Origin of the sequence: Caballeronia sp. LZ043, from assembly GCF_031451075.1 — a bacterium.
Lineage (GTDB): Bacteria > Pseudomonadota > Gammaproteobacteria > Burkholderiales > Burkholderiaceae > Caballeronia.
On the sequence record NZ_JARUXT010000002.1, the window covers coordinates 136,701 to 156,377 of the forward strand.

The window sequence follows — 19,677 nt, forward strand, 5'->3', positions numbered from 1 at the left end:
ATGTTACAACGCGTCGTGCGCGGTCCGCGCGGGATCTCTTCAGACTCTGCTGGCCAGCCGCAGGGATGATTCGAGCACATCGCCGCTCGACTTGACGAAGTCGCGTGCCCAGTCGGCAATGGCGCCTTCGGCCTGGCGTCGTGACGGCTTGAAGATATGGCTGGGAAAGGTAACGGTTGTCACGACCGCATGGAGTTTGTAGTCGCTGCGACGCGAGAACCGCGCGGCGCCGGTCCAGCCGTCGCCGGGAATGGACTCCGGGAAGATTTCGAGGAAGTACGCGCCTAGGGAATACATGATTGTCTCCGTGACATGCGCATATCCCGGTACAGCATTTCTTGCTCCTGCTTATCTGCCGATTGACCCGGTATTTGCGGACCGCCGTATTTGCGGACATCGGGCGCCATGGCTGGCGCACGCGTTGCTAACGAATACGCGTTCGCCAGCAACCACGGAGGGGGCCTATGAAGCGCTTTCTGCAATCCGCAATCATTGCTGCACTGACGGGCGCGTGCATCAGCGCCGCCTCGGCCCAGCAAAACGGCGCACCGCCCGGCAACAAAGCGCCCAGCGACGATGGCGCCGGCAAGTCCGCAGGCATTGCGGGCGGCGCGGGTGCGGCGGGACAATCCGGCACCGATCCCGCCACGCTCAAGCGAACCGAAGAGCAACGCGTGAAGAAGCAGCACGGTGGTGCATCCGGTCCAGGAACGGCCAATCGCAAGGACTGGAAGGAGTGATCCCGGTTACAGAGGACCGGGATCGCACGCGCGTTCGCCGACGCATCGTCAGCGATCTGTGGCGCGCGGTCTGGGCATGGCGTTATCAGACGGCGGCAGCGCTGGTGCTGATGATCGCCGCGCGGCTTGCCGTGGTGTCCGTGCCGCTGCTGCTCAAGCGGGTCATCGACGAGTTCAGTCACCCGGCATCGACCGTCATCTTTCCGGTCTTCCTGATCCTCGCTTATGTGCTGCTGCGCTATCTCGGCGATGTGCTCAATGAAGCACGCGATGTCGTCTTCAGCATCGTCACGCAGCGCACCGTCGCGTCGTTCACGGAGCGAACGTTCGCGCATCTGCATGCGCTCGGCGCGCGCTTCCACGCCAGGCGCGAAACCGGCGCCGTGGTGCGCGATGTCCAGAAAGGCGCGGATGGCGTGGGCTTCCTGCTCGGCACGTCGCTGTTCACCATCGTGCCGGTGCTGATCGAGATCGGTACCGTCGTGGCGGTGATGGTCAGCAGCTACTCGCTGGAGTTCATGGCCATCATCGGCGTGACCTTCGTGCTGTACTCGGTGTGGACGCTCATCTTTACTCGCTATCGCATGCGCTTCCAGCGCGCCGTCAACGCGCTGGAAGCGCAGTCGGACAGCCGCCTCGTCGACAGCCTGCTCAACTACGAAACCGTCAAGTTCTTCGCCAGCGAAGACACGGAGCGCGGGCGTCTGTCGGGCGTGCTCGAACAATGGGTTCACGCGCGTGTCGCGAACCAGCGCGCGCTGACGCTGCTGCACGTAGGGCAAAGCACGATCATCGCCGGGGGCATTGCCGCCGTGATGCTGCGCGCGGCGCAGCATGTGGTCGCGGGAACGATGAGCGTCGGCGATCTCGTGCTGGTCAATGCCTACATCGTGCAAGTGTGCAATCCGCTCAACACGCTGGGCTTCGTGTTTCGCGAGACCAACGACGCCATCGTGAACGTCGAGCGCATGTTCAACATCCTGCTGTCGCGCGGGCGCGTGCGCGAGGACATCGACGAGACCGGTGCGAAGCCGCTCGTCGTGACGGCGGGCGAGATCGAGTTCGAGCATGTCGAGTTTGGCTACGATCCGGCGCGGCAGATCCTGCGCGATGTCGACTTCCGCGCGCATCCGGGCAAGAAGCTCGCGGTGGTGGGCGGCAGCGGCTCGGGCAAGTCGACGCTCGTGAAGCTGTTGTTCCGTCTCTACGAACCGACGTCGGGCGCCATTCGCATCGACGGTCAGGACATCGCGCAAGTGACGCAGAACAGCCTGCGCGCGACCATTGGCATCGTGCCGCAGGACACCGTGCTCTTCAACGATACGATTGCCTACAACATCGGCTATGGACGGCCTGACGCCACGCGCGCCGAGATCGTGCAGGCGGCGCGCGCCGCGCAGCTGGACGGCTTCATCGAGCGCCTGCCGGATCACTACGACACGCGCGTAGGCGAACGCGGCGTGCGGCTCTCGGGCGGCGAGCGGCAGCGTATCGCCATAGCGCGGGCCATCCTGAAGAATCCGCGCGTCATCGTGTTCGACGAAGCCACGTCCGCACTCGACACGCGTTCCGAGCGCGCCATCCAGAACGAACTGGACCGGCTGGCGGAGGGACGCACGTCCATTGTGATCGCGCATCGTCTGTCCACCGTCGTCGATTCGGACTGGATCCTCGTGATGGAGCATGGACGCATCGTCGAACAGGGACAGCATGACGACCTGCTCACGCTCGATGGCGTGTATGCCCGCATGTGGTCGCTGCAATGGCAACAGGGCGAACTCGAACATGCGCAGCGCAAGATATCGGCGGAAGCGGTCGGGCTCGATACGCTGGTGAGCGGCGTGATCGATGCGCTCCATGAAGAGATTGCGGCGCGTGGCGTGAATCTCTACACGGTGATGACTGAACCAGGCTTGCGCGTGTCGGGCGACGCGGGCGTGTTGCAGCAGATCGTCGCGGAGCTGTGCCGCGTGCAGATCGGCACGGCGACACGTGGCGAACGCGTCGAGTTGCGCGTGTTCCGCGAGGGCAATCATGCGTCGCTGGTGGTGATGGGACAGCGCGCCGCGCCGGTGGAACTGTCGCGGCAACAGATGCGCCGGCTGGAGAAGGCGCTGACGGAGATTGGCGGGGGCTTCGCGGCGCGCACCATCGACAGGCAGGTGGCCTATGTCGCGACGATGCCGCTGCGCCCCGTGCTCGACGATGCCCACATCAATGCCGGTACCGCCGAGGATGCGCTCACGGGCATCACGGTCATGGTGCTGGACGATCAGGAAGAAGCCCGCGATGCACTCGAAGCCGTGCTCGAGACCGTCGGCGCGCAGGTGGTGTCATGTGCGTCCGGCGACGAAGCGCTGGCGCGGCTGCGCGCTCTGCCGACGGCGCAATGGCCTGGCGTCCTGCTGTGCGATATCGTGCTGGGCGGCGATCAGGACGGCTATGACGTATTGCGGCTGATACGCGAGGAAGAGGCAAGCCGCGGCGCGTCGCTGGCTGAGCGCATGCCGGCTATCGCGCTGACGGGCTTTGCCCAGGCCGAGGCGCGCGCGCGGGCGCAGGCGGCGGGCTTCCAGGCCCACCTGACCAAGCCTGTGCCCGCGCCGAAGCTGATTGCCACCATCGAGGGCGTCACCGCACGCAGCGTTTAAGCGGCATGCGCGGCGCGTGCATCGGCGGCTTCGATGATGCCGCGGAAATGCTGCGCGGTGCGCCGCAAGCCTTCGTCGAGGTGCGTGGACGGCGCCCAGCCGAGCAAGTCGCGCGCAAGCGAGATGTCCGGCTGGCGATGCCACGGATCGTCGAGCGGCAGGGGCTTGAAGATGATCTCGGACGACGACCCCGTCAACTCGATGATGCGCCGCGCGATGTCGAGCATCGACAGTTCATGCGGATTGCCGAGGTTCACCGGGCCGGTGACGTCGTCGGGCGTGTTCATCAGGCGAATGAAGGCGTCGACCATGTCGTCGACATAACAGAACGAGCGCGTCTGCGAGCCTTCTCCATAGACGGTGATCGGCTGGCCGCACAGCGCCTGCATCATGAAGTTGGAAATCACGCGGCCATCGGCGGGATGCATGCGCGGACCATAGGTATTGAAGATGCGCGCGATCCTGATCGAGAGTCCATGCTGGCGCCGGTAGTCCATGAACAGCGTTTCGGCGCAGCGCTTGCCTTCGTCGTAGCAGGAGCGCGGGCCGATGGGATTCACGTTGCCCCAATACGCTTCCTGCTGCGGATGAACGTGGGCATCGCCATACACTTCGCTCGTCGATGCCTGGAAGATCTTCGCGTGGACGCGCTTCGCCAGGCCGAGCATGTTGATGGCGCCATGCACGCTGGTCTTGGTCGTCTGCACCGGATCATGCTGATAGTGAATGGGCGACGCGGGACACGCGAGGTTATAGATCTCGTCCACTTCCACATACAGCGGAAACGTAACGTCGTGGCGCATCAGTTCGAAGTTCGCGCTGTCCAGCAGATGCGCAATGTTGTCCTTCGTGCCGGTGTAGAAGTTGTCCACGCACAGCACGTCGTGACCTTGCGCAAGCAGCCGCTCGCACAGGTGGGAGCCGAGAAAGCCCGCACCGCCCGTCACCAGAATCCGCTTTCTATAGGCTTCTTTCATGTCGCCATTCCTTTGAGGATGAATTTCAGCTGCATACGTGGCGCAGGGTTTCGTCCCAGTCATGGGCGAAGCGTGCGATATGGAATCGTTCCAACGCAGTGCGGCGCGCGCCTTCGCCGAGACGTCGCGCTTCGGCGGGGTCGCGCAGCAGGCGTTGCATGGCATCGATGAGCGCAAGCGGATTCGTATCGACAAAACCGTTCTCGCCATTGCGAATCACGGCTGCGAGTTCGGTCGTGGCCAGCCCGATGATCGGCATGCCGATGGTCATCGCCTCGACGATCGCCAGTCCCAGGCTGGTCCAGCGGATCGGGTTGAAGAAGAAGCGATAGCGCGCGACGAACGCGGCGAGCTCCATGTTGCCAATCTCGCCGATGCCGCCCGCAGACTGCGCGTCCATGCCGACGAGATCGAGCGGCACGCGCTCGGCCGCATGCGCGAAGACATCGTTGCCGAGCCGCCTGCCGCGCTGCCGCAGGTGATTGATGACGGCGATGCCGCGCTCCAGTTCGCCGCTGTAGCGCACGCCTTCCGGCACGACCACGCCGTGCTCGATGACGCGCGTCTGCGTTTCGCCGTTGTCCCACATGAGCCGGTTGAAGTGCGTGACGTGCACGAGCAGCGTGTCGCGATCCTGGACCCAGTGCTTCTGTTCGAAAGCATTTTCCTGCGGCGGATCGTGTTCGATATACACGCGTGGCAAGCGCCGCTGCGCATCGCTCAACAGGTTGATGCGGTCGTCGTCCCACTGCTGCTTGTGCTGGAACAGGACGACGTCGAAGGACTGCGACTGCACTTCGCTGGCCGGAATCTCATGCACGTTTGCGCCGAACGGCAGCGCGCCCGCCGTGCCCGCATATCCGGGTGGATAACCGGGGCGCGTGACGAGGTAAAAGTCGTGCGGCGTCTGGCTCAGGTAGTAGAGATAGTTGCCATGCACGTGCCATGTCAGCACGCGCAAGCGCCGGGAGCTAGTCATGGGCATGGATCAGCGTCTCCTTGCGGAAGGTCGTTTCGAGTTGCGCGCGGGCGGCATCGAGCACGGCGACCACGCCGATGTTGGTCGCGCATTCGTGTTCATAAGGGCACACGCGGAACGCGCACGGACGGCATGCGGGCCAGTCGGCCAGCACGCGATGCCGGGCGTGATCGGTGGGCGCCCAGCGGTGCGTGTCGCTGCCTGACGCGATCACCACGCTCGGCGTGCGCATCGCGGCTGCGACGTGAGACAGCCCGGTGTCGTTGCACACGATCAGCCGCGCCCGGCCGACGAGCGCCGCCAGTCCGCCGAGCGAGGTCGCACCGGCGAGATCGATGGCATTCGGTCCTCCGTTCTGCGTCACATGCGCGGTGAGCGCGGCTTCGCCCGGGCTGCCTGTGACGGCGATACGCCATCCCGTGCGAGCAAGCTCACGCGCGACCTCGCCGAAGCGTTCGACGGGCCAGCGCCGCGACGGCAGTTGCGCGCCCGGATGCACCAGCACGAGGCGGTTGCAATCGATCGCACAGGCTTCGATGAGCGCGGCGCATTCGCGTTCGTCTTCCACCGTGAGCGGAATCTCGAGCGACAGATCGCTTGCATCGATACCGAGGCGTTGCAGCAGCGCCGCATAGCGCGCCGATTCGGGCAGCTCGTCGGGCCATGGCATGAACACGCCTGCGCGCATGCCTTCGTCGGGCTTGAGGAAACCTGCGTTCAGCCGTGCACCGAAGCCTTTGACGATATCGTTCGCCACGCCGCCGCTGCCGTGCAGCTGAATCGCCAGATCGAAGCGGCGCTCGCGCATGGCCTGCTGGAAGGCGGGCAGATGTGCGTCGGTTTCTTCCTGTTCCGGAAAGCCCACCGCGCCTGGAAACACGATCAGTTCATTCAGCAGATGCGCGTATCGGTCGACGAAGCTGCTGGCCCACGGCAAGCCGATCAACGCGATGTGCGCGTGCGGATGAGCGCGCCGCAGCGCTCGCAGCGCGGGCACGGCGCACAGCATGTCGCCGAGTTGCAGCGCGCGAAAAATGACGATGCGTTGCACCGGTCCGGCATTCATAGGAACAGCACCTTGAAGCGGAGCGCGCCGCGGATGCGCCAGTAGATCGACAGAGTGGGGATGATGGCCGAAGTCCACAGCATCTCCGCGATATGCGCGGGCGTATGGGCGGTGCGCTTGAGCCGCTGCGCGCCGAACCCTAGCGTCAGTGCGGCCCAGACGAGCAGTGCCGTGACCGCCACACGAGGCGCACCGGCAATGAACGAAAGCAGCGCGGTCGCCAGCGCCGCGAGCATCGCGTAATACAGCAGCGGCGGGCCGCGTCGAATGCGCGCGCGAAAGAGGTCTGGATACTTCTTGAACAACAGGGCGTCGAACTGGCTCTTCTTCTGTTGGGAGATGCATACGCCCCAGCGCGCGGGACGCACCGGATGCAGCACGATCGCATCTTCCGCGCGCGCGATCGTCAGTCCCGCCTGCATCAGCGCGAACTGCAGATCCGAATCCTCGCGCCACGCGGCGGTATAGCGTGCATCGAAACCGCCGGTGCGCTCCAGCGCGGCACGGGTCGCGAAGGCGTTGGCCGTGGCGAACTCGGCCGTGGCGAGTCCGGCTGCATCGCATTCGTAGTCGGTCGGACGCGGTCCCAGCGGCACGACGATACGGCCGGAGACCGCGTCCGCGCCGGCGTCGAGTGCGCAGACTCCGTTAGCGAGCCAATGCGGATCAGGGATGGTGTCGTCGTCGGTGAAGGCGATGCGCCGTGCAAGCGAAGCATGCCAGCCCGCGTTGCGCGCGCCCGCCGGCCCTTGGGTCGCCGTGACGGGCACGTAGCGGATGCGCAGACCCTGCGGCGCGTGCTCATGCGCCAGACGTTGCACGCAGGCTTGCGTGGCAGCGTCCGGGCCGTCGTCGCACACGATGATCTCGTAACGCGCCGCGTCGTATTGCTGCGCGGCGAGCGCGCGTACGCAGCGTTCGAGCATCGCGGGACGGCGGTAGGTCGGCACGACCACCGATACCTCAGGGATGAAGTCCCCACGGTCCGCCGCGTTTGCATCGCCTGCAGCGGCAGTGCCGTCGTGATCGACGAGACCGGTGCAGGTGCTCATGCGCGCAACCCCGGCTTCTCGACCAGGAACGGACCGATCACCAGCGCATCCAGCGGCGAGGTCCAGAACGATTCGAGCGCATCGCGCGGGGAGTTCACCATCGGCTCGCCGCGCGTGTTGAACGACGTGTTGACCAGCACCGGCACGCCCGTGCGCGCCTTGAAGGCCGCGAGCAGGTCGTAATAGAGCGCATGCTGCGAGCGGTTGACGGTCTGCACGCGCGCGGTGCCGTCGATATGCGTCACCGCCGGAATACGGTCCTTCATGTCCTCGCGCACGTCGAAGATGAACAGCATGTAGGGCGCGACGCGCGCATCGACGAACCAGTCGGCGGCGTGTTCTTCCATCACCACGGGCGCAACCGGACGGAAGTCCTCGCGGTCCTTGATCTCGTTCAGGCGCGCCTGCATCGATGCATCGATGGGCGAGGCCAGGATGGAACGCGCACCGAGCGCACGCGGTCCGAACTCGGTGCGTCCCTGATACCAGCCGATCACGCGGTTTTGCGCAAGCAGGTCGGCGGTTTCCGCAGCGATGTCATCGAGCCTGCGATACGGCGCGCGCGTCCACTTCAGGAGGGTTTCGATGTCATCGTCGGCGAAGGATGGGCCGAGATACGCATGATTCATGCGCCACTTGCGGCCGGGTTCGCCCGCGATGCTCCGCTCGCGCCAGTCGGTCCACAACGCGGCGCCCAGCGCCGTACCGGCGTCGCCCGCCGCGGGCTGCACCCATACATCGGCAAACGGGCCGCGATCGCGCAGCCGCGCATTCATCACGCAATTGAGCGCGACGCCGCCGGCCATCGCCAGATGGGACAGGCCGGTTTTCGCGTGCAGCCACTTCGCAAGTTCGAGTGCGGTTTCCTCCAGCACGACCTGCAACGAGTGCGCGACGTCGTAGTGATGCTGCGTGAGCGGACCACCGCGTTCGCGCGCCGGACCGAAACGTTCGACGAGACGCGGCGCATCCACCGTATAGCTTCCGTCGTTCCGATACCTGACGATCTCGCGGAACTGATCCGCATGCACGGGCTTGCCGAACGATGCCAGCGCCATCACCTTGTACTCGTCGGAGGAGTGCAGGAAGCCCAGATAGTCCGTCACCGCTTCATACAGGAGCCCCAGCGAGTGAGGCAGCTCCACCTGCTTCAGCCGGCGATATTCGCCATCGACGAACTGCCCGAGACTCGTCGTCACGCCTTCGCCGCGGCCGTCCATCGTGAGCACGGCGCAGTCATCGAAGGGCGCGGCGAGGAATGCGCTCGCTTCATGGCAGAGGTGATGATCCACGTTGTGCCAGGTGTAACGCGGCACACGCCCGCCACTGGCGAAGCGCTTACGCAGATGATGCGGCGCGCCGTCGCGCAACTGTCCCTGCGCATTGACGATGTAGCTCAGGAACAGCGGGTCCCACGGCGAGTCGGACGGATTGGACAGCGGTTGTTCCGAAGGCATCATCGGCAGCGTGATGCTGGCCTTCGCATCCTTGGGCATGCCCGAGAACAGATGCGGATCGTATGAATAGGCGACGTGATCCACATCGGCCAGTTCGATGCCCGCTTCCTTCAGGCAATAGTCGATGGCATCGAAGGGAAGCTGCCACGTCGAGAACGGCACGGGCCGCTTGGCATGCTTCACATGCGTGAAGCGTTCGTCTTCGGCAGCGGCGATGACCACGCCATCCTTGATGAGCGCGGCCGCGCTGTCGTGATAAACGGCGTTGATACCCAGTGTGTACATGACTAGAAAACCTGTGTGGTCGTGTTGATGGGTGGGAGTTCGGCTTCGAGCAGGGCCAGCGCGGCATCGACGACGTCCTGCACCGGCACGCCCAGCAGGCAGGCGTGATGGCCTTCAGGACACACGCTGCGGTAGCACCAGCGGCACGGCACGTCGTGATAGAGCACGCGGTGCGGCGTCTGCCAGGGCATGTGCTGCGGATTGGTGAGCGCGTAGAGATCCACGACCGGCGTGCCGAGCGCCGAAGCGAGATGCACCGGGCCGCTGTTGTTCGATATCAGCACGCGCGCACGGCGGATGAGCGCGCCCAGTTCGCCGAGCGACACCGTGCCCGAGAGGTCGATGGCGTGCGGACTGGCGCCGCAAGCTTCGCGACAGAGCGTGCTTTCGCTTGCCGATCCGGTGACGAACACCGGCACGTTCAACTGCTCGCCGAGAAACGCGATCACTTGCGCAAAGCGCTCGACGGGATAACGGCGCGACTCCGCCGTGGCGCCGGGATGCACGACGATGAAAGGCGCATCTATATCCACGCCGCGTGCTAGCAGCTTCTGCGCGAGCGAAGCGACATCGGCGGGCTGCTCGTTGAAACGCATGCGGGTATCGTCCGCGCGTGCGCCCACCTGCGCGACCAGCGCAAGCTGCCGTTCCACTTCATGACGCGTGCCGAGTTGCGGCTCGCTTTCCGCGACCCAGTCGGTCAACAGGCCATAGGGGTTCTCACGGCAATGCGCGAGCCGCAACGGAATGCCAGCGAGATGACATAGCATGGCCGCCGGCAGCGGGTTCTGGCTATAGACGCTGAAGATCACGGCCGCATCGAAACGCGCTTCGTCGAGACGCGCGCGCATGGCCAGGTCAGCGAGCGGGTCGATGGGCGCATCCTGCTTGACCCAGGGCGCGTCGTATTCGATCACATCGTCGATGGCATCGATGAACGGCGCCGCCGCCTTGCCCGAACGCGAAGCGAGCAAGGTCAGATGGCGGCCCGGCTGCGCGTTGCGCAACGCATGCAGCGCGGGCGTGGTCATCAGGACGTCGCCGAGATTGTCCAGCCGGATGCAGAGAATGCGCTTCACGTCCGCGCCCCATTCGCGCGGAGCGTTCGCCGCGCTCTTGCGGGCGTGCGCTGCGATGACCGGCGTCATGGACACCGGCTGTTCCGTGTCGCGCTTCATGCGGGGCACTCCGCGTTCGCGATCGCCAGCGCGGCTTCATGCATGTCACGCACCACGATGTCGGGTTCACGCCCTTCACCGCGCAGCCATTCAGTTTCGTTGCCGTTGTCGATCAGCACACAGCGGCAGCCCGCGCGATGTCCAGCTTCCACATCATCGAGTATGTCGCCGATGAACCAGCTGCGCGCCAGATCGATGCGATGCTCGCGCGCGGCCCGCATGATGAGGCCGGGCGCGGGCTTGCGGCAGTCGCACTGCATCGCATATTCGGGTACGACGCCTTGCGGATGATGCGGACACCAGTAGATGCCTTCGAACGCAGCACCCGCTTCGGCAGCAAGCGTCCGCAGGCGAGCTTCCATTGGATCGAGCGCTTCGCGGCTGAACTTGCCGAGCGCCACGCCGCTCTGGTTGCTGATGATGAACAGCGGCAGGTCGAGCGACGTGAACAGGCGCAGTGCGTCGAACGCGCCGGGCGTAAGCCGCATCCGTTCCGGATCCACGTTCCACGGTACGTCGTGTAGCAGCGTGCCGTCCTTGTCGATGAAGACGGCGGGTCTCGCGGGCGGCATCATCGGGCGGCCCTGCTCATCTGGAGCGCCGTGGCGGTCTGCGTATCTTCGCCGCTGACGCGTGCATAGACCCGCGCAAGCGCCTGCGCCACGCTCGACCACGTGAACATGGCATGGGCGCGTGCCAGGCCGGCATCGCCCATCCTGCGGGCCAGGGCCGGGTTGCGTTTCAAGGTGACCAGTGCTTCTGCGAGCGCGTCCGGATGCCTCGGCGGCACCAGCAAGCCGGTCTCTCCATGCGCGACGGAATAGCGGATACCGCCCACGTCCGCGCCGATCACCGGCGTGCCGCACGCCATGGCTTCCAGCGGCGTGATGCCGAAGGGCTCGTACCAGGGCGTCGTCACGAAGACATCGGCGGCGTTATAAAAGTGCTTCAGCTCGCCGCGTCCATGACGGCCCACGAAGTGCACATGCGCTTCAACCCCGCATTCCCGCGCGATGCCGCGCAGCCTGCCGATCTCCGGCGTGGCGCCCTCGTTGGGTTCGTCGGAGTTGCCGCCTGCTATATAGAGCTCGGCCGCTTCGCCGTGCGTGGCGTGGCAGGCGCCCATTGCGCGCACCACGTTGTCGATGCCCTTGCGCGGCACCATCCGTCCCAGTTGCAACACGATGAAGCGATCCTGTGGCCAGCCCAACCGTGTGCGTGCCTGCGCCTTGTCGAGCGGATGAAACTCGGTGCGGTCGAAGCCGCACGGCACGAGATCAATGCGTGCGGGATCGGCGTCATAGAGATGCATCAGATCGTTCTCATCCTGCGGACATTCGGCGAGGACGGAATCGGAACGGCTGACCAGTTCGTCTTCGATGGCGAAGCGCGCATCGGGAAAGCCGTCCGATTCGCCTTGATGCAGCCGCCGCACACGCCCGAGTGCATGGAAGGTGGTGACCAGCGGCACGCCGAGCGCATCCTTGATGCGCAAGCCGACCAGACCCGACATGAAGAAATTCGCATGCACGACGGCATAGGGCTGTCGTTCTTGCTTCATGAACTCGATCATGAAGTTCGCGAAGGCGTCCATGTGCGGTAGAAGCTGCTCCTTGGGCAACTGCACCGGCGGCCCCGCCGGAACGTTTATCACGCGGATGTTTTCGAAACGCGAGACAAGCGGCAACAACGAACGATCGCAACGTGTGAATACATCGACATCATGACCGAGGCGCACAAGTTGCCGCGCGACGTTGGCGACATAGATGTTCTGACCGCCGCTATCGACTCCACCTGCCGCAGCCAGTGGCGAAGCATGTTCACTGATCAACGCGATCTTCACGGATGTCCCCTTTTCACAAGATCCCTCTCCGCATGGGCGCGGTGCGTCGTCGCGTGGATCAGTCGATAGCTTTCAGCATTCGCTATGCCACTCGTTGCGAACGTACGGAGGACTATGAAACGATCTGCGGTTCGCATGGAGACGAACCGAATATCGTTGGGTGCGTTGCGCAGCGAACGCGCTTTCAAGAATCGCGTGTAAAACGGAATGCGTGGCGGGATGAGGTTTCAACCACTTGGCGCAGGTCATCGTCGCGGACGATGCGGCGCATTTCCTGGACTCGTGAAGGGATGACGCGGCGTCTTGCGGCGGCCCACGCGATGCCGCGAAGAAGTTCAGGCAGCCCGCGCATTAACGATGCTTCCGCGCGCAAGGTGCGAAACGCATCGCGGGTCGTCATGATCGCTTCGCGCCACGGCAGGCGCATCCATGCGACCCAGGCTGCGTTGCGCGCGAGGAGCTTGCGCCGCTGGGCGCTGTCGCGAAGCGGTGACGGATGGTGGTGGAGCACAAGTTCGTCTGCATAGACGATCTCATGACCAGCGCTCAGAACATCGAGTGATACCAGCGTTTCTTCTCCGCCGATGAACAGTCTCGGCTCGTATCCGCCCGTCTGCCGGAATACGCTGGTGCGGAACACGCAAGCGCCCGCCATGAAGCCGATCAGCGCAGGCCCCGGCAAGCCATCGTGCGCCAAGGGGCTGGCGCGCATGCGTTCGCAGGTTTCGTCGGTCGCGCCTGGCTCGCCTACTACCACGCGCGCATTCAGCACGCCGACGCGCGGGGCCGCATCAAGTATGTCGATGGCACGTGAGAGCGATCCGGCGTGCCACCAGGTGTCGTCATCGCAGAAGGCAACGTATTCGGTCTGCACGCGTGCTACGCCGAGATTGCGTCCCGCCGCGCCGAGGTTGCCCGGCGCGACGATGAGTTCGACATCCGGAAAATCGGCCTCGATGCGTTCAGCGGTGCCATCAGAGGAAGCGTTATCGACCGCTACGAGGTGGATGCGATCAGGCAGCGCGGTAAGTCTTGCGAGCGTGTCGAGCACCTGATCGGCACGGTTGTAGGTCAGCACGACCACGGTGAGACGTGTGCCCACGGAATCGGCAAGCATTGCGGGTTCACGCATCGCGATGCTTCGTTCGCAATGTCCAGAAGCGTTCGGGTGCGAGCACGTCGTCATAACCGTGCGGACCGAACGCTCTCAACTGGCTCGCATAACATTGGACTGCGCGCTGCTTCGCTTCCAGATAGCCAGGCAGGCCCGCTACGTCGATGGTTTCGAGCCAGGGCGTGGCTTCCATTCCGTCGCTTTGAAGAGCCGCCAGACGTTGCTGCACGAGCCCGTCCATGCGCCGGTACAGGCCATCTTCATACGCGATGCAGCGCTGCGACGCATCGGCCATGCCGGCGGCGAGCGCGGCACGGTGCACGAGATCATGGTCGGAGTGGAACAGGCCTGCGGGGATCAGGACGGCGTCATGGCGACCCGCATGGATCACGTCGGCAAGCGCGTCAGCGATCGCTTGCAGCGTTTGCGCTCCGTCCTCCGCGTATTGCGAATCGAGGAACGAGAGATGCCTGGCGCGTGCGCCGAGTATCTCCAGCGCCGCAATGTCTTCGGCGCGACGTGCTTCCATGGCCTGGTGCGCGTCGCCGAAACCGCACTCCGTGTCCCAGCCGGTCACCATCGGCATCTCGGGCGTTCCGGCGAACACCGTGCAGACCAACGCATCGGTTTCCGCAGCGAGCAGGGCGCCGCAACTGAAAACGGCGTCGTCGAGATGCGGGGAGATCACCAGCAGGCGTCGGGGAGGCTTCTGCATCATCGAGTGTCGGTCGTTCAGGTCATTCGCCAGGCGCAATGGCTGTGCCTTGGCGCGCGGCTCAGTGTGTCGAGCCGCCTCCCACCGCTTCGCGCATCGTCCTGACATCGCGCGTCGTGACCGGCGGCGCGTTATTGCCCCAAGTCGAGCGCACGAAGGTCAGCACGCGGGCTATCTCCGTGTCGGTGAGCTGGTCAGCGAACGCGGGCATCTTCTTCGGTTCAGGACCATGGACGGTGGACGGCGCGCGTCCGCCCTGCAGCACGAGCCGCACGAGCGAATCCGGCTTCTGCGACAGCACCGCCGGATTGCCGGCCAGACGCGGATACTTGAGCGGAACGCCCATGCCGTCGGCCTGATGGCAGCGCGCGCAGGTACCCTGATAGAGTCCCGCGCCGGGTCGCTCCTGCTCGCCGGTGTGCAGCGCTGCGACGCTCTGGCGGGCTTCGCGCGAATGAGCATCGTAGGTGCCCCCTTCGCCGTGAGCAGGCAGGCTCTTCAGATACGAGGCGATGGCGTCGAGATCCTGATCGTCGAGATACTGCGTGCTGTCCTCGACAACCTGCACCATGGCGCCGAAGGTGGCCAGTCCCGCGCCATGGCCGGTCTTGAGAAAGGCGGCGAGGTCCGCCGCCGAGATGCGGCCCAGTCCCGCGCCCGGCAAGCCGGTCAGGTTCGGCGCATGCCAGTGATCGTTGGTGCCGCCTGTGAGATAGGCGGGCGACCCGTCCGTGTAGCCGAGTTCGTCATAGGCCGGGCCACGCGGCGTATGACACGCGCCGCAATGGCCGAGCGATTGCACCAGATAGGCGCCCCGGTTCCATTGTGCGTCGCGCTTCGGATCGGCAACGAAGGGTTTGCCCGGCGCGAAGGCGAAGTTCCAGAAGGTCAGGGCCCAGCGTTGGTTGAACGGGAACGGCAGTTTCGTTTCGGGCGCGGCCTGCGCTACCGGTTCGACGCCATGCATGAAGTAGGCGTAGAGCGCATGCAAGTCGTCGTCGCTGATCTTCGAGAACGATGGATAGGGCATCGCCGGGTACAGATGCCTGCCGCCCGGCGCCACGCCTTCGCGCAACGCGCGCGCGAAATCCTCATAGCGATAGCGCCCGATCCCATGCACCGGATCGGGCGTGATGTTGCTGGACCAGATGGTGCCGAAGGGCGAACCCATCGGCAGCCCGCCCGCGAACGGATGCGGCTGAGGCTTGCCCGGCACCGGGGCGGCGGTGTGGCAACCGGCGCAATCGGCGGCGCGGGCAAGATAGTCGCCACGCGCGACGAGCCCCGGCGACGTGTCCGGCGTCTGAGCATGGACCCATGGTGCACACGCGAACAACGTCAGGCATATGGATAGAAGGCGGCGGATCATGAGTTCACCTTCCTCCGCAGGGCGAGACGAGCAGCCACGCGAGATCGGTGGCGATCAGCGCGAACACGAACAGCGCACTCGCCAGCGCGCCCGCACGCGCAATGAAGGCATCGCGCGCGGCATGCCGGTCGATCGAGCCCTGCTGTTTGAGCTCGGATGCAAGCTTCCCCGTGCGCCGCCAGTTGCGCCATGCGATGACGCCGCCCGCGCCGCCGATCACCAGCGCGCCCAGCGCCGTCATCGCGAGTCCCTGTTCGAGCCACGGCAGCGCGGGCGCATGCACGGGCCGTTGATGCGGAAAGCAGCCCCACGCGGACAAGGTCTGGCCCAGCGTCGTCTGCGTCATCCACGCGAACGGCGCGAGCAGCAGACCGAAAGTCAGCGAGAGGCCACCGGGGCGCGCGGGATGTTGACCGGATGTCATCGCGCCAGCACATAGGGCGACAGATAAAGCGTCGCGAAGATGAAGAGCCACACGACATCGACGAAATGCCAGTACAGCCCGCCGATACTCAGCGCCGCCGATCTCGCCCTGTCGAAGTAACCGAGCGCGGTCCACAGCAGCAGGAAGGCGAGCACGATCAGCCCCACCAGCACGTGCATCATGTGAAAGCCGGTGATCGTGAAATACAGCGAGCCGTACAGATGCGTCGTCAGGCCATAGGGATGATCGGCCCATTCCTTCATCTGGATTGCGACGAACGCCGCGCCCAGCGCAATCGCGATGACGAGCATCAGCACGCCCATGCCGCGCCGTCCCTTGCGCACGAAGCGCTCGCTGGCCCATACAAAGACGCTGCTGCTCAGAAGAATGCCGGTGTTCACAATGCCGAGCCCGAGTTTCGGCATGCCTTCGGGTGGCCAGCGTTCGGTGGTCTGAGAGGCGAGATAGAGATACGAGAAGATCAGATAGCCGAACAGCGCGGCTTCGGTCGCGACCAGCGTGAGACATCCCCACCAGCCGCCCGAGCGCTGCCCCGGACTGCCGACGGGCAGGTTCGCGCGTTCCGGCAAGGCTTCCGCGAGTTCGCTCATGATGCGGCCTCCGCGTGAGGCACGTCGTCGCGCTGACCGAGTTCGCGTTGCGGCCACAGCCATGCGACGATCGCCGCGCCGCATCCGAGCAGCGAGAGGCCCGCGAACCACCACGCCTGCAAAGCGAGCCCCGTGAAAAACAGCAACGAGGCCACGCCCAGCCAGAACGGCGCATAGGAGTCTTCGGGCATCTTGAGGATGACGTCGGGGTCGCCGTCGAGCACGGTAGTGCCCAGCGCCTCGCGTCCCTGATTCAGCACATAGCCCTGCGCAAGCTGCGATTGCGCGCGGCCTGAAATGCGCGCTTCCCATAGCGGATGACGGCTTGCAATGCGCGGCGCGACGGCGAAGTTATACGGCGGCGGCGGGGACGACGTGGACCATTCGAGCGTCGGCGCGTCCCACGGATTGTCTCCGGCAACCGGCCCGCGCCGCAGGCTGTAGAGGAGGTCCCACATGAACACGAGCACGCCGGCGGCGAACAGGAACGCGCCTATCGACGTGATCATGTTGACGGTGTTCCAGCCCATGTCGGGCGCATACGTATAGATGCGGCGCGGCATGCCGAGCAGACCGGCGATATGCATCGGAAAGAACGCGACGTTGAAGCCTGCAAACAGGATCCAGAACCCGATGCGTCCGATGCGTTCGCTCATCATGCGTCCGGTGAACTTCGGAAACCAGAAGTAGATGCCGCCGATGACCGGAAATACGTTGATGCCCAGCAAGACGTAATGCAGGTGTGCGACGACGAAATACGTGTCGGTGAGTTGCCAGTCGAGCGGCACGGCGGCGGTGAGCACGCCCGACAGTCCGCCGATCACGAACAGGAACACGAAGCCCGCGAAGTACAGGAACGGCACGCGGAACACTGGCCTGCCGGTCCAGATGGTCGCGATCCATGCGAAAGTGGCGACCGCGCTCGGAATCGCGATCACCATGCTGGCCGCGCCGAAGAACGACAGCGCGAGTGCCGGAATGCCGGTCGCGAACATATGGTGGATCCAGACGACGAAGCCGACGACCATCGTAGCCACCGTCGAGAGCGCGACGGGCAGATAGCCCACCAGCGGCCGACGGCAGAACACGGGCAGTGCATCGGAGACGATGCCCATGGCGGGCAGCACGACCGCGTAGACCCACGGGTGCGCGAAGATCCAGAACAGATGCTGCCAGAGCAGGGCGCGCCCGCCGTTCACCACGTCGAAGAAATGCGTGCCGATGCGCCGGTCCAGCCACAGCAGGAAGAACGCGAGACTCACCGAGGGCACCGCGAGCAGATTGCCGCCCGATGCGGTGAGCGTGCCCCACACGAGCACCGGCACGCGGTCAATGGACATGCCCGGCGCGCGCATGCGCAGGAACGTGACGACGAAGTTCATCGAGCCGACCGTCGTCGAGATGCCGAGCAGGACCATGCCGAGCGCATAGACGTCGATGTTGGGACCGGTGTTGTAGGTCAGTCCCGCGAGCGGCGCATAGTTGAACCAGCCTGCATTGGGCGCTTCGCCGAACGGAAAGCTCGCATAGAGGAACAACCCGGCAAACAGGAAGATCCAGTAGGACAGCGCGTTGAGACGCGGAAACGCCATGTCGCGAGCGCCGAGGATCAGCGGCCACAGATAGTTGGAGAAGCCGGACAGCACGGGCAGCGCGTAGAGAAAGATCATCGTGACGCCGTGCATCGTGAAGAGCTGGTTGTATTGCTCGGGTGTCAGGAGCGTCGCGTCGGGCCGCGCGAGTTGCACGCGCATTACGAGCGCCTCCACGCCGCCTGCCAGCAGGAACGCGAATGCCGTGATGAGGTAACGCAGGCCGATGCTTTTGTGATCGACCGTCGAGAAGAAGCCGCGCCAGCCGGGCGGCGTCTCCCACAGCGCGCGCAAGGCGCGTTCGTCGGCGCTGCCGGGCTCGACGCGGCCTGTCTTGAGCGAGCGCCGCAATGGCGGAGGAGAGGTGGCGGGTTCGGTCATTGCAGTGTGCGAAGGTAGGCGGATAGCGCGGCGGCATCCGCCGGGCTGAGCGCAATCGAGGGCATCAGCGAATCCGGCTTGATGCGCTGCGCATGCTGGATCCAGTCGAGCTGGTTCTCTGCCGTGTTCGGCAGCAAGCCGGCCGCGATCAGCCTGCGGGAGTTCAGATGCGTGAGATCGGGCGCCTGCTTGCCGTTCGCATCGGACCCGCGGATGGCGTGGCAGCCCGCGCATTTGTCGTCGAACAGCCTGGCTCCGGCGCTCAGGTTCGTGGCCGCGTCGTGCGGCAGGGCTTGCCTTGCGTACCAGGCGTCGAATTGCGCGCGCGGCTCGGCGATCACCTCGAACGCCATGTGCGCATGTTGTGCCCCGCAGAATTGCGAACATTGCCCGCGATAGATCCCCGGCTTGTCGGCCTGTATCCATTGCTCGTTGACGACGCCCGGTATCGTCTGGGTCTTGCCTGCAAGACGCGGCACCCAGAACGCGTGGATGACGTCCGCGCTGCGCAATTCGATCTTCACCGGCTCGCCGACAGGAATATGAATCTCGTTGGCCGTGGTCACTGCCGGGTCGCCGGCATAGTCGATCTTCCACCACCAGTCATAGGCGGTGACGGAGAGCGTCAGCGCGGGCGGTCTGTGCGGCGATGCCACCGATTCGAGCGTGACCAGTACATAGGCGAGGGCGGCGAACAGCGCGACCGACGACACACCCGTGCCGATCCATACCCAATGCAGCCCGCCGCCTTCCCCTTGCACGTGGCGCGCATCGTGTTCGGTGGGCGGCGGACGCTTGCGCAGGATGCCGCCGATCAACAGCACGCTGACGATCACCGCCACGACGACGGCCAAGGCAGCGAGCGCCCAGCCGAGTCGCATGGTGGGTGCGGCGGCGGGGCCATCGGCGTGCAGGAAGTAGTTCAGCGGTGCATCGGCATGGGCGCTTGCCTGGCGGGCGAGCATAAGGAGCGCTGCCGACGCGGCGCGAGTGTTGCGAATCAGCCGCCCGGCACGATGGGTCGTGTGGTGCATGGCAGGCATTCGCAGCCGTCTCCCGACATGAGTGAACGTGGTGAACTCACTGACGCCGAGTCCGCTGTTTGTCCACCTTCAGCAATCCGTGATCCCAACGATTTGCTTACCGTCGCGCGGGGCCTTTCTGCACCGAATCGGGTTGAACTTCTCTGATGTATGGCGTTCCCACGCGACGGACCGCCAGCGTCCGTTTGTTCAGTCGAATA

General features: G+C 65.0%; 18 protein-coding genes. 2 read left to right on the forward strand and 16 right to left on the reverse strand.

The annotated features are described in order from the left end of the window. Nucleotides 1–39: 39 nt before the first annotated feature. Nucleotides 40–297, reverse strand: a complete 258-nt coding sequence (locus tag QCE64_RS13980) for a hypothetical protein (protein ID WP_309920294.1) — start codon at nt 295–297, stop codon at nt 40–42. Nucleotides 298–464: 167 nt separating this feature from the next. Here QCE64_RS13980 and QCE64_RS13985 point away from each other — a divergent pair, with 167 nt between their 5' ends. Next, a complete protein-coding gene (locus tag QCE64_RS13985) occupies nt 465–740 on the forward strand; it encodes a hypothetical protein (protein WP_309920297.1) in 276 nt (91 codons plus the stop codon). Beyond that, nucleotides 740–3,391, forward strand: coding sequence for an ATP-binding cassette domain-containing protein (locus QCE64_RS13990; protein WP_404987402.1), 2,652 nt, complete (start codon nt 740–742; stop codon nt 3,389–3,391). The genes QCE64_RS13985 and QCE64_RS13990 overlap by 1 nt, the downstream gene beginning before the upstream one ends. Here the strand turns inward: QCE64_RS13990 and QCE64_RS13995 are convergent. From QCE64_RS13995 to coxB, 15 genes are all read right to left on the reverse strand, one after another. Beyond that, entirely contained in the window at nt 3,388–4,368 is a 981-nt protein-coding gene (locus QCE64_RS13995; RefSeq protein ID WP_309920301.1) for an SDR family oxidoreductase, read from the reverse strand. The two genes, QCE64_RS13990 and QCE64_RS13995, sit on opposite strands and share 4 nt — an antisense overlap. Before the next feature lie 25 nt (nt 4,369–4,393). Continuing rightward, nucleotides 4,394–5,353 (reverse strand): glycosyltransferase family 4 protein, encoded by a 960-nt coding sequence (locus QCE64_RS14000; protein ID WP_309920304.1) that lies wholly within the window; start codon nt 5,351–5,353, stop codon nt 4,394–4,396. After that, the gene (locus QCE64_RS14005; protein WP_310004362.1) at nt 5,340–6,413 is read right to left on the reverse strand and encodes a glycosyltransferase family 9 protein; all 1,074 of its coding nucleotides are present in this window, start codon (nt 6,411–6,413) and stop codon (nt 5,340–5,342) included. The genes QCE64_RS14000 and QCE64_RS14005 overlap by 14 nt, the downstream gene beginning before the upstream one ends. Beyond that, complete coding sequence (locus tag QCE64_RS14010; protein ID WP_309920309.1) at nt 6,410–7,465, reverse strand: glycosyltransferase family A protein; 1,056 nt, start codon at nt 7,463–7,465, stop codon at nt 6,410–6,412. Before QCE64_RS14010 ends, QCE64_RS14005 begins: the two co-directional genes overlap by 4 nt. Beyond that, on the reverse strand, nt 7,462–9,207 hold the full coding sequence (locus QCE64_RS14015) for a carbamoyltransferase C-terminal domain-containing protein (protein ID WP_310004364.1): 1,746 nt from the start codon (nt 9,205–9,207) through the stop codon (nt 7,462–7,464). Before QCE64_RS14015 ends, QCE64_RS14010 begins: the two co-directional genes overlap by 4 nt. A 2-nt stretch (nt 9,208–9,209) precedes the next feature. Further along, on the reverse strand, nt 9,210–10,385 hold the full coding sequence (locus QCE64_RS14020; protein WP_404987373.1) for a glycosyltransferase family 9 protein: 1,176 nt from the start codon (nt 10,383–10,385) through the stop codon (nt 9,210–9,212). Then, nucleotides 10,382–10,960 (reverse strand): HAD family hydrolase, encoded by a 579-nt coding sequence (locus tag QCE64_RS14025; RefSeq protein ID WP_310004366.1) that lies wholly within the window; start codon nt 10,958–10,960, stop codon nt 10,382–10,384. Before QCE64_RS14025 ends, QCE64_RS14020 begins: the two co-directional genes overlap by 4 nt. After that, entirely contained in the window at nt 10,957–12,228 is a 1,272-nt protein-coding gene (locus tag QCE64_RS14030) for a glycosyltransferase family 1 protein (protein WP_310004368.1), read from the reverse strand. The genes QCE64_RS14025 and QCE64_RS14030 overlap by 4 nt, the downstream gene beginning before the upstream one ends. Nucleotides 12,229–12,412: 184 nt before the next feature. Further along, nucleotides 12,413–13,345, reverse strand: a complete 933-nt coding sequence (locus QCE64_RS14035; protein WP_310004371.1) for a glycosyltransferase — start codon at nt 13,343–13,345, stop codon at nt 12,413–12,415. Nucleotides 13,346–13,352: 7 nt separating this feature from the next. Further along, nucleotides 13,353–14,060, reverse strand: coding sequence for a PIG-L family deacetylase (locus QCE64_RS14040; RefSeq protein ID WP_310004373.1), 708 nt, complete (start codon nt 14,058–14,060; stop codon nt 13,353–13,355). 58 nt (nt 14,061–14,118) lie between these two features. Continuing rightward, entirely contained in the window at nt 14,119–15,426 is a 1,308-nt protein-coding gene (locus QCE64_RS14045; RefSeq protein ID WP_310004375.1) for a cytochrome c, read from the reverse strand. Nucleotides 15,427–15,430: 4 nt separating this feature from the next. Then, complete coding sequence (locus QCE64_RS14050) at nt 15,431–15,850, reverse strand: hypothetical protein (RefSeq protein ID WP_309931855.1); 420 nt, start codon at nt 15,848–15,850, stop codon at nt 15,431–15,433. Next, nucleotides 15,847–16,461 (reverse strand): cytochrome c oxidase subunit 3, encoded by a 615-nt coding sequence (locus tag QCE64_RS14055; protein ID WP_309920331.1) that lies wholly within the window; start codon nt 16,459–16,461, stop codon nt 15,847–15,849. The genes QCE64_RS14050 and QCE64_RS14055 overlap by 4 nt, the downstream gene beginning before the upstream one ends. Then, nucleotides 16,458–18,434, reverse strand: a complete 1,977-nt coding sequence (ctaD, locus tag QCE64_RS14060) for a cytochrome c oxidase subunit I (RefSeq protein ID WP_309920334.1) — start codon at nt 18,432–18,434, stop codon at nt 16,458–16,460. The genes QCE64_RS14055 and ctaD overlap by 4 nt, the downstream gene beginning before the upstream one ends. After that, complete coding sequence (gene coxB / locus QCE64_RS14065; protein ID WP_404987374.1) at nt 18,431–19,468, reverse strand: cytochrome c oxidase subunit II; 1,038 nt, start codon at nt 19,466–19,468, stop codon at nt 18,431–18,433. The genes ctaD and coxB overlap by 4 nt, the downstream gene beginning before the upstream one ends. Between the last annotated feature and the right edge of the window lie 209 nt (nt 19,469–19,677).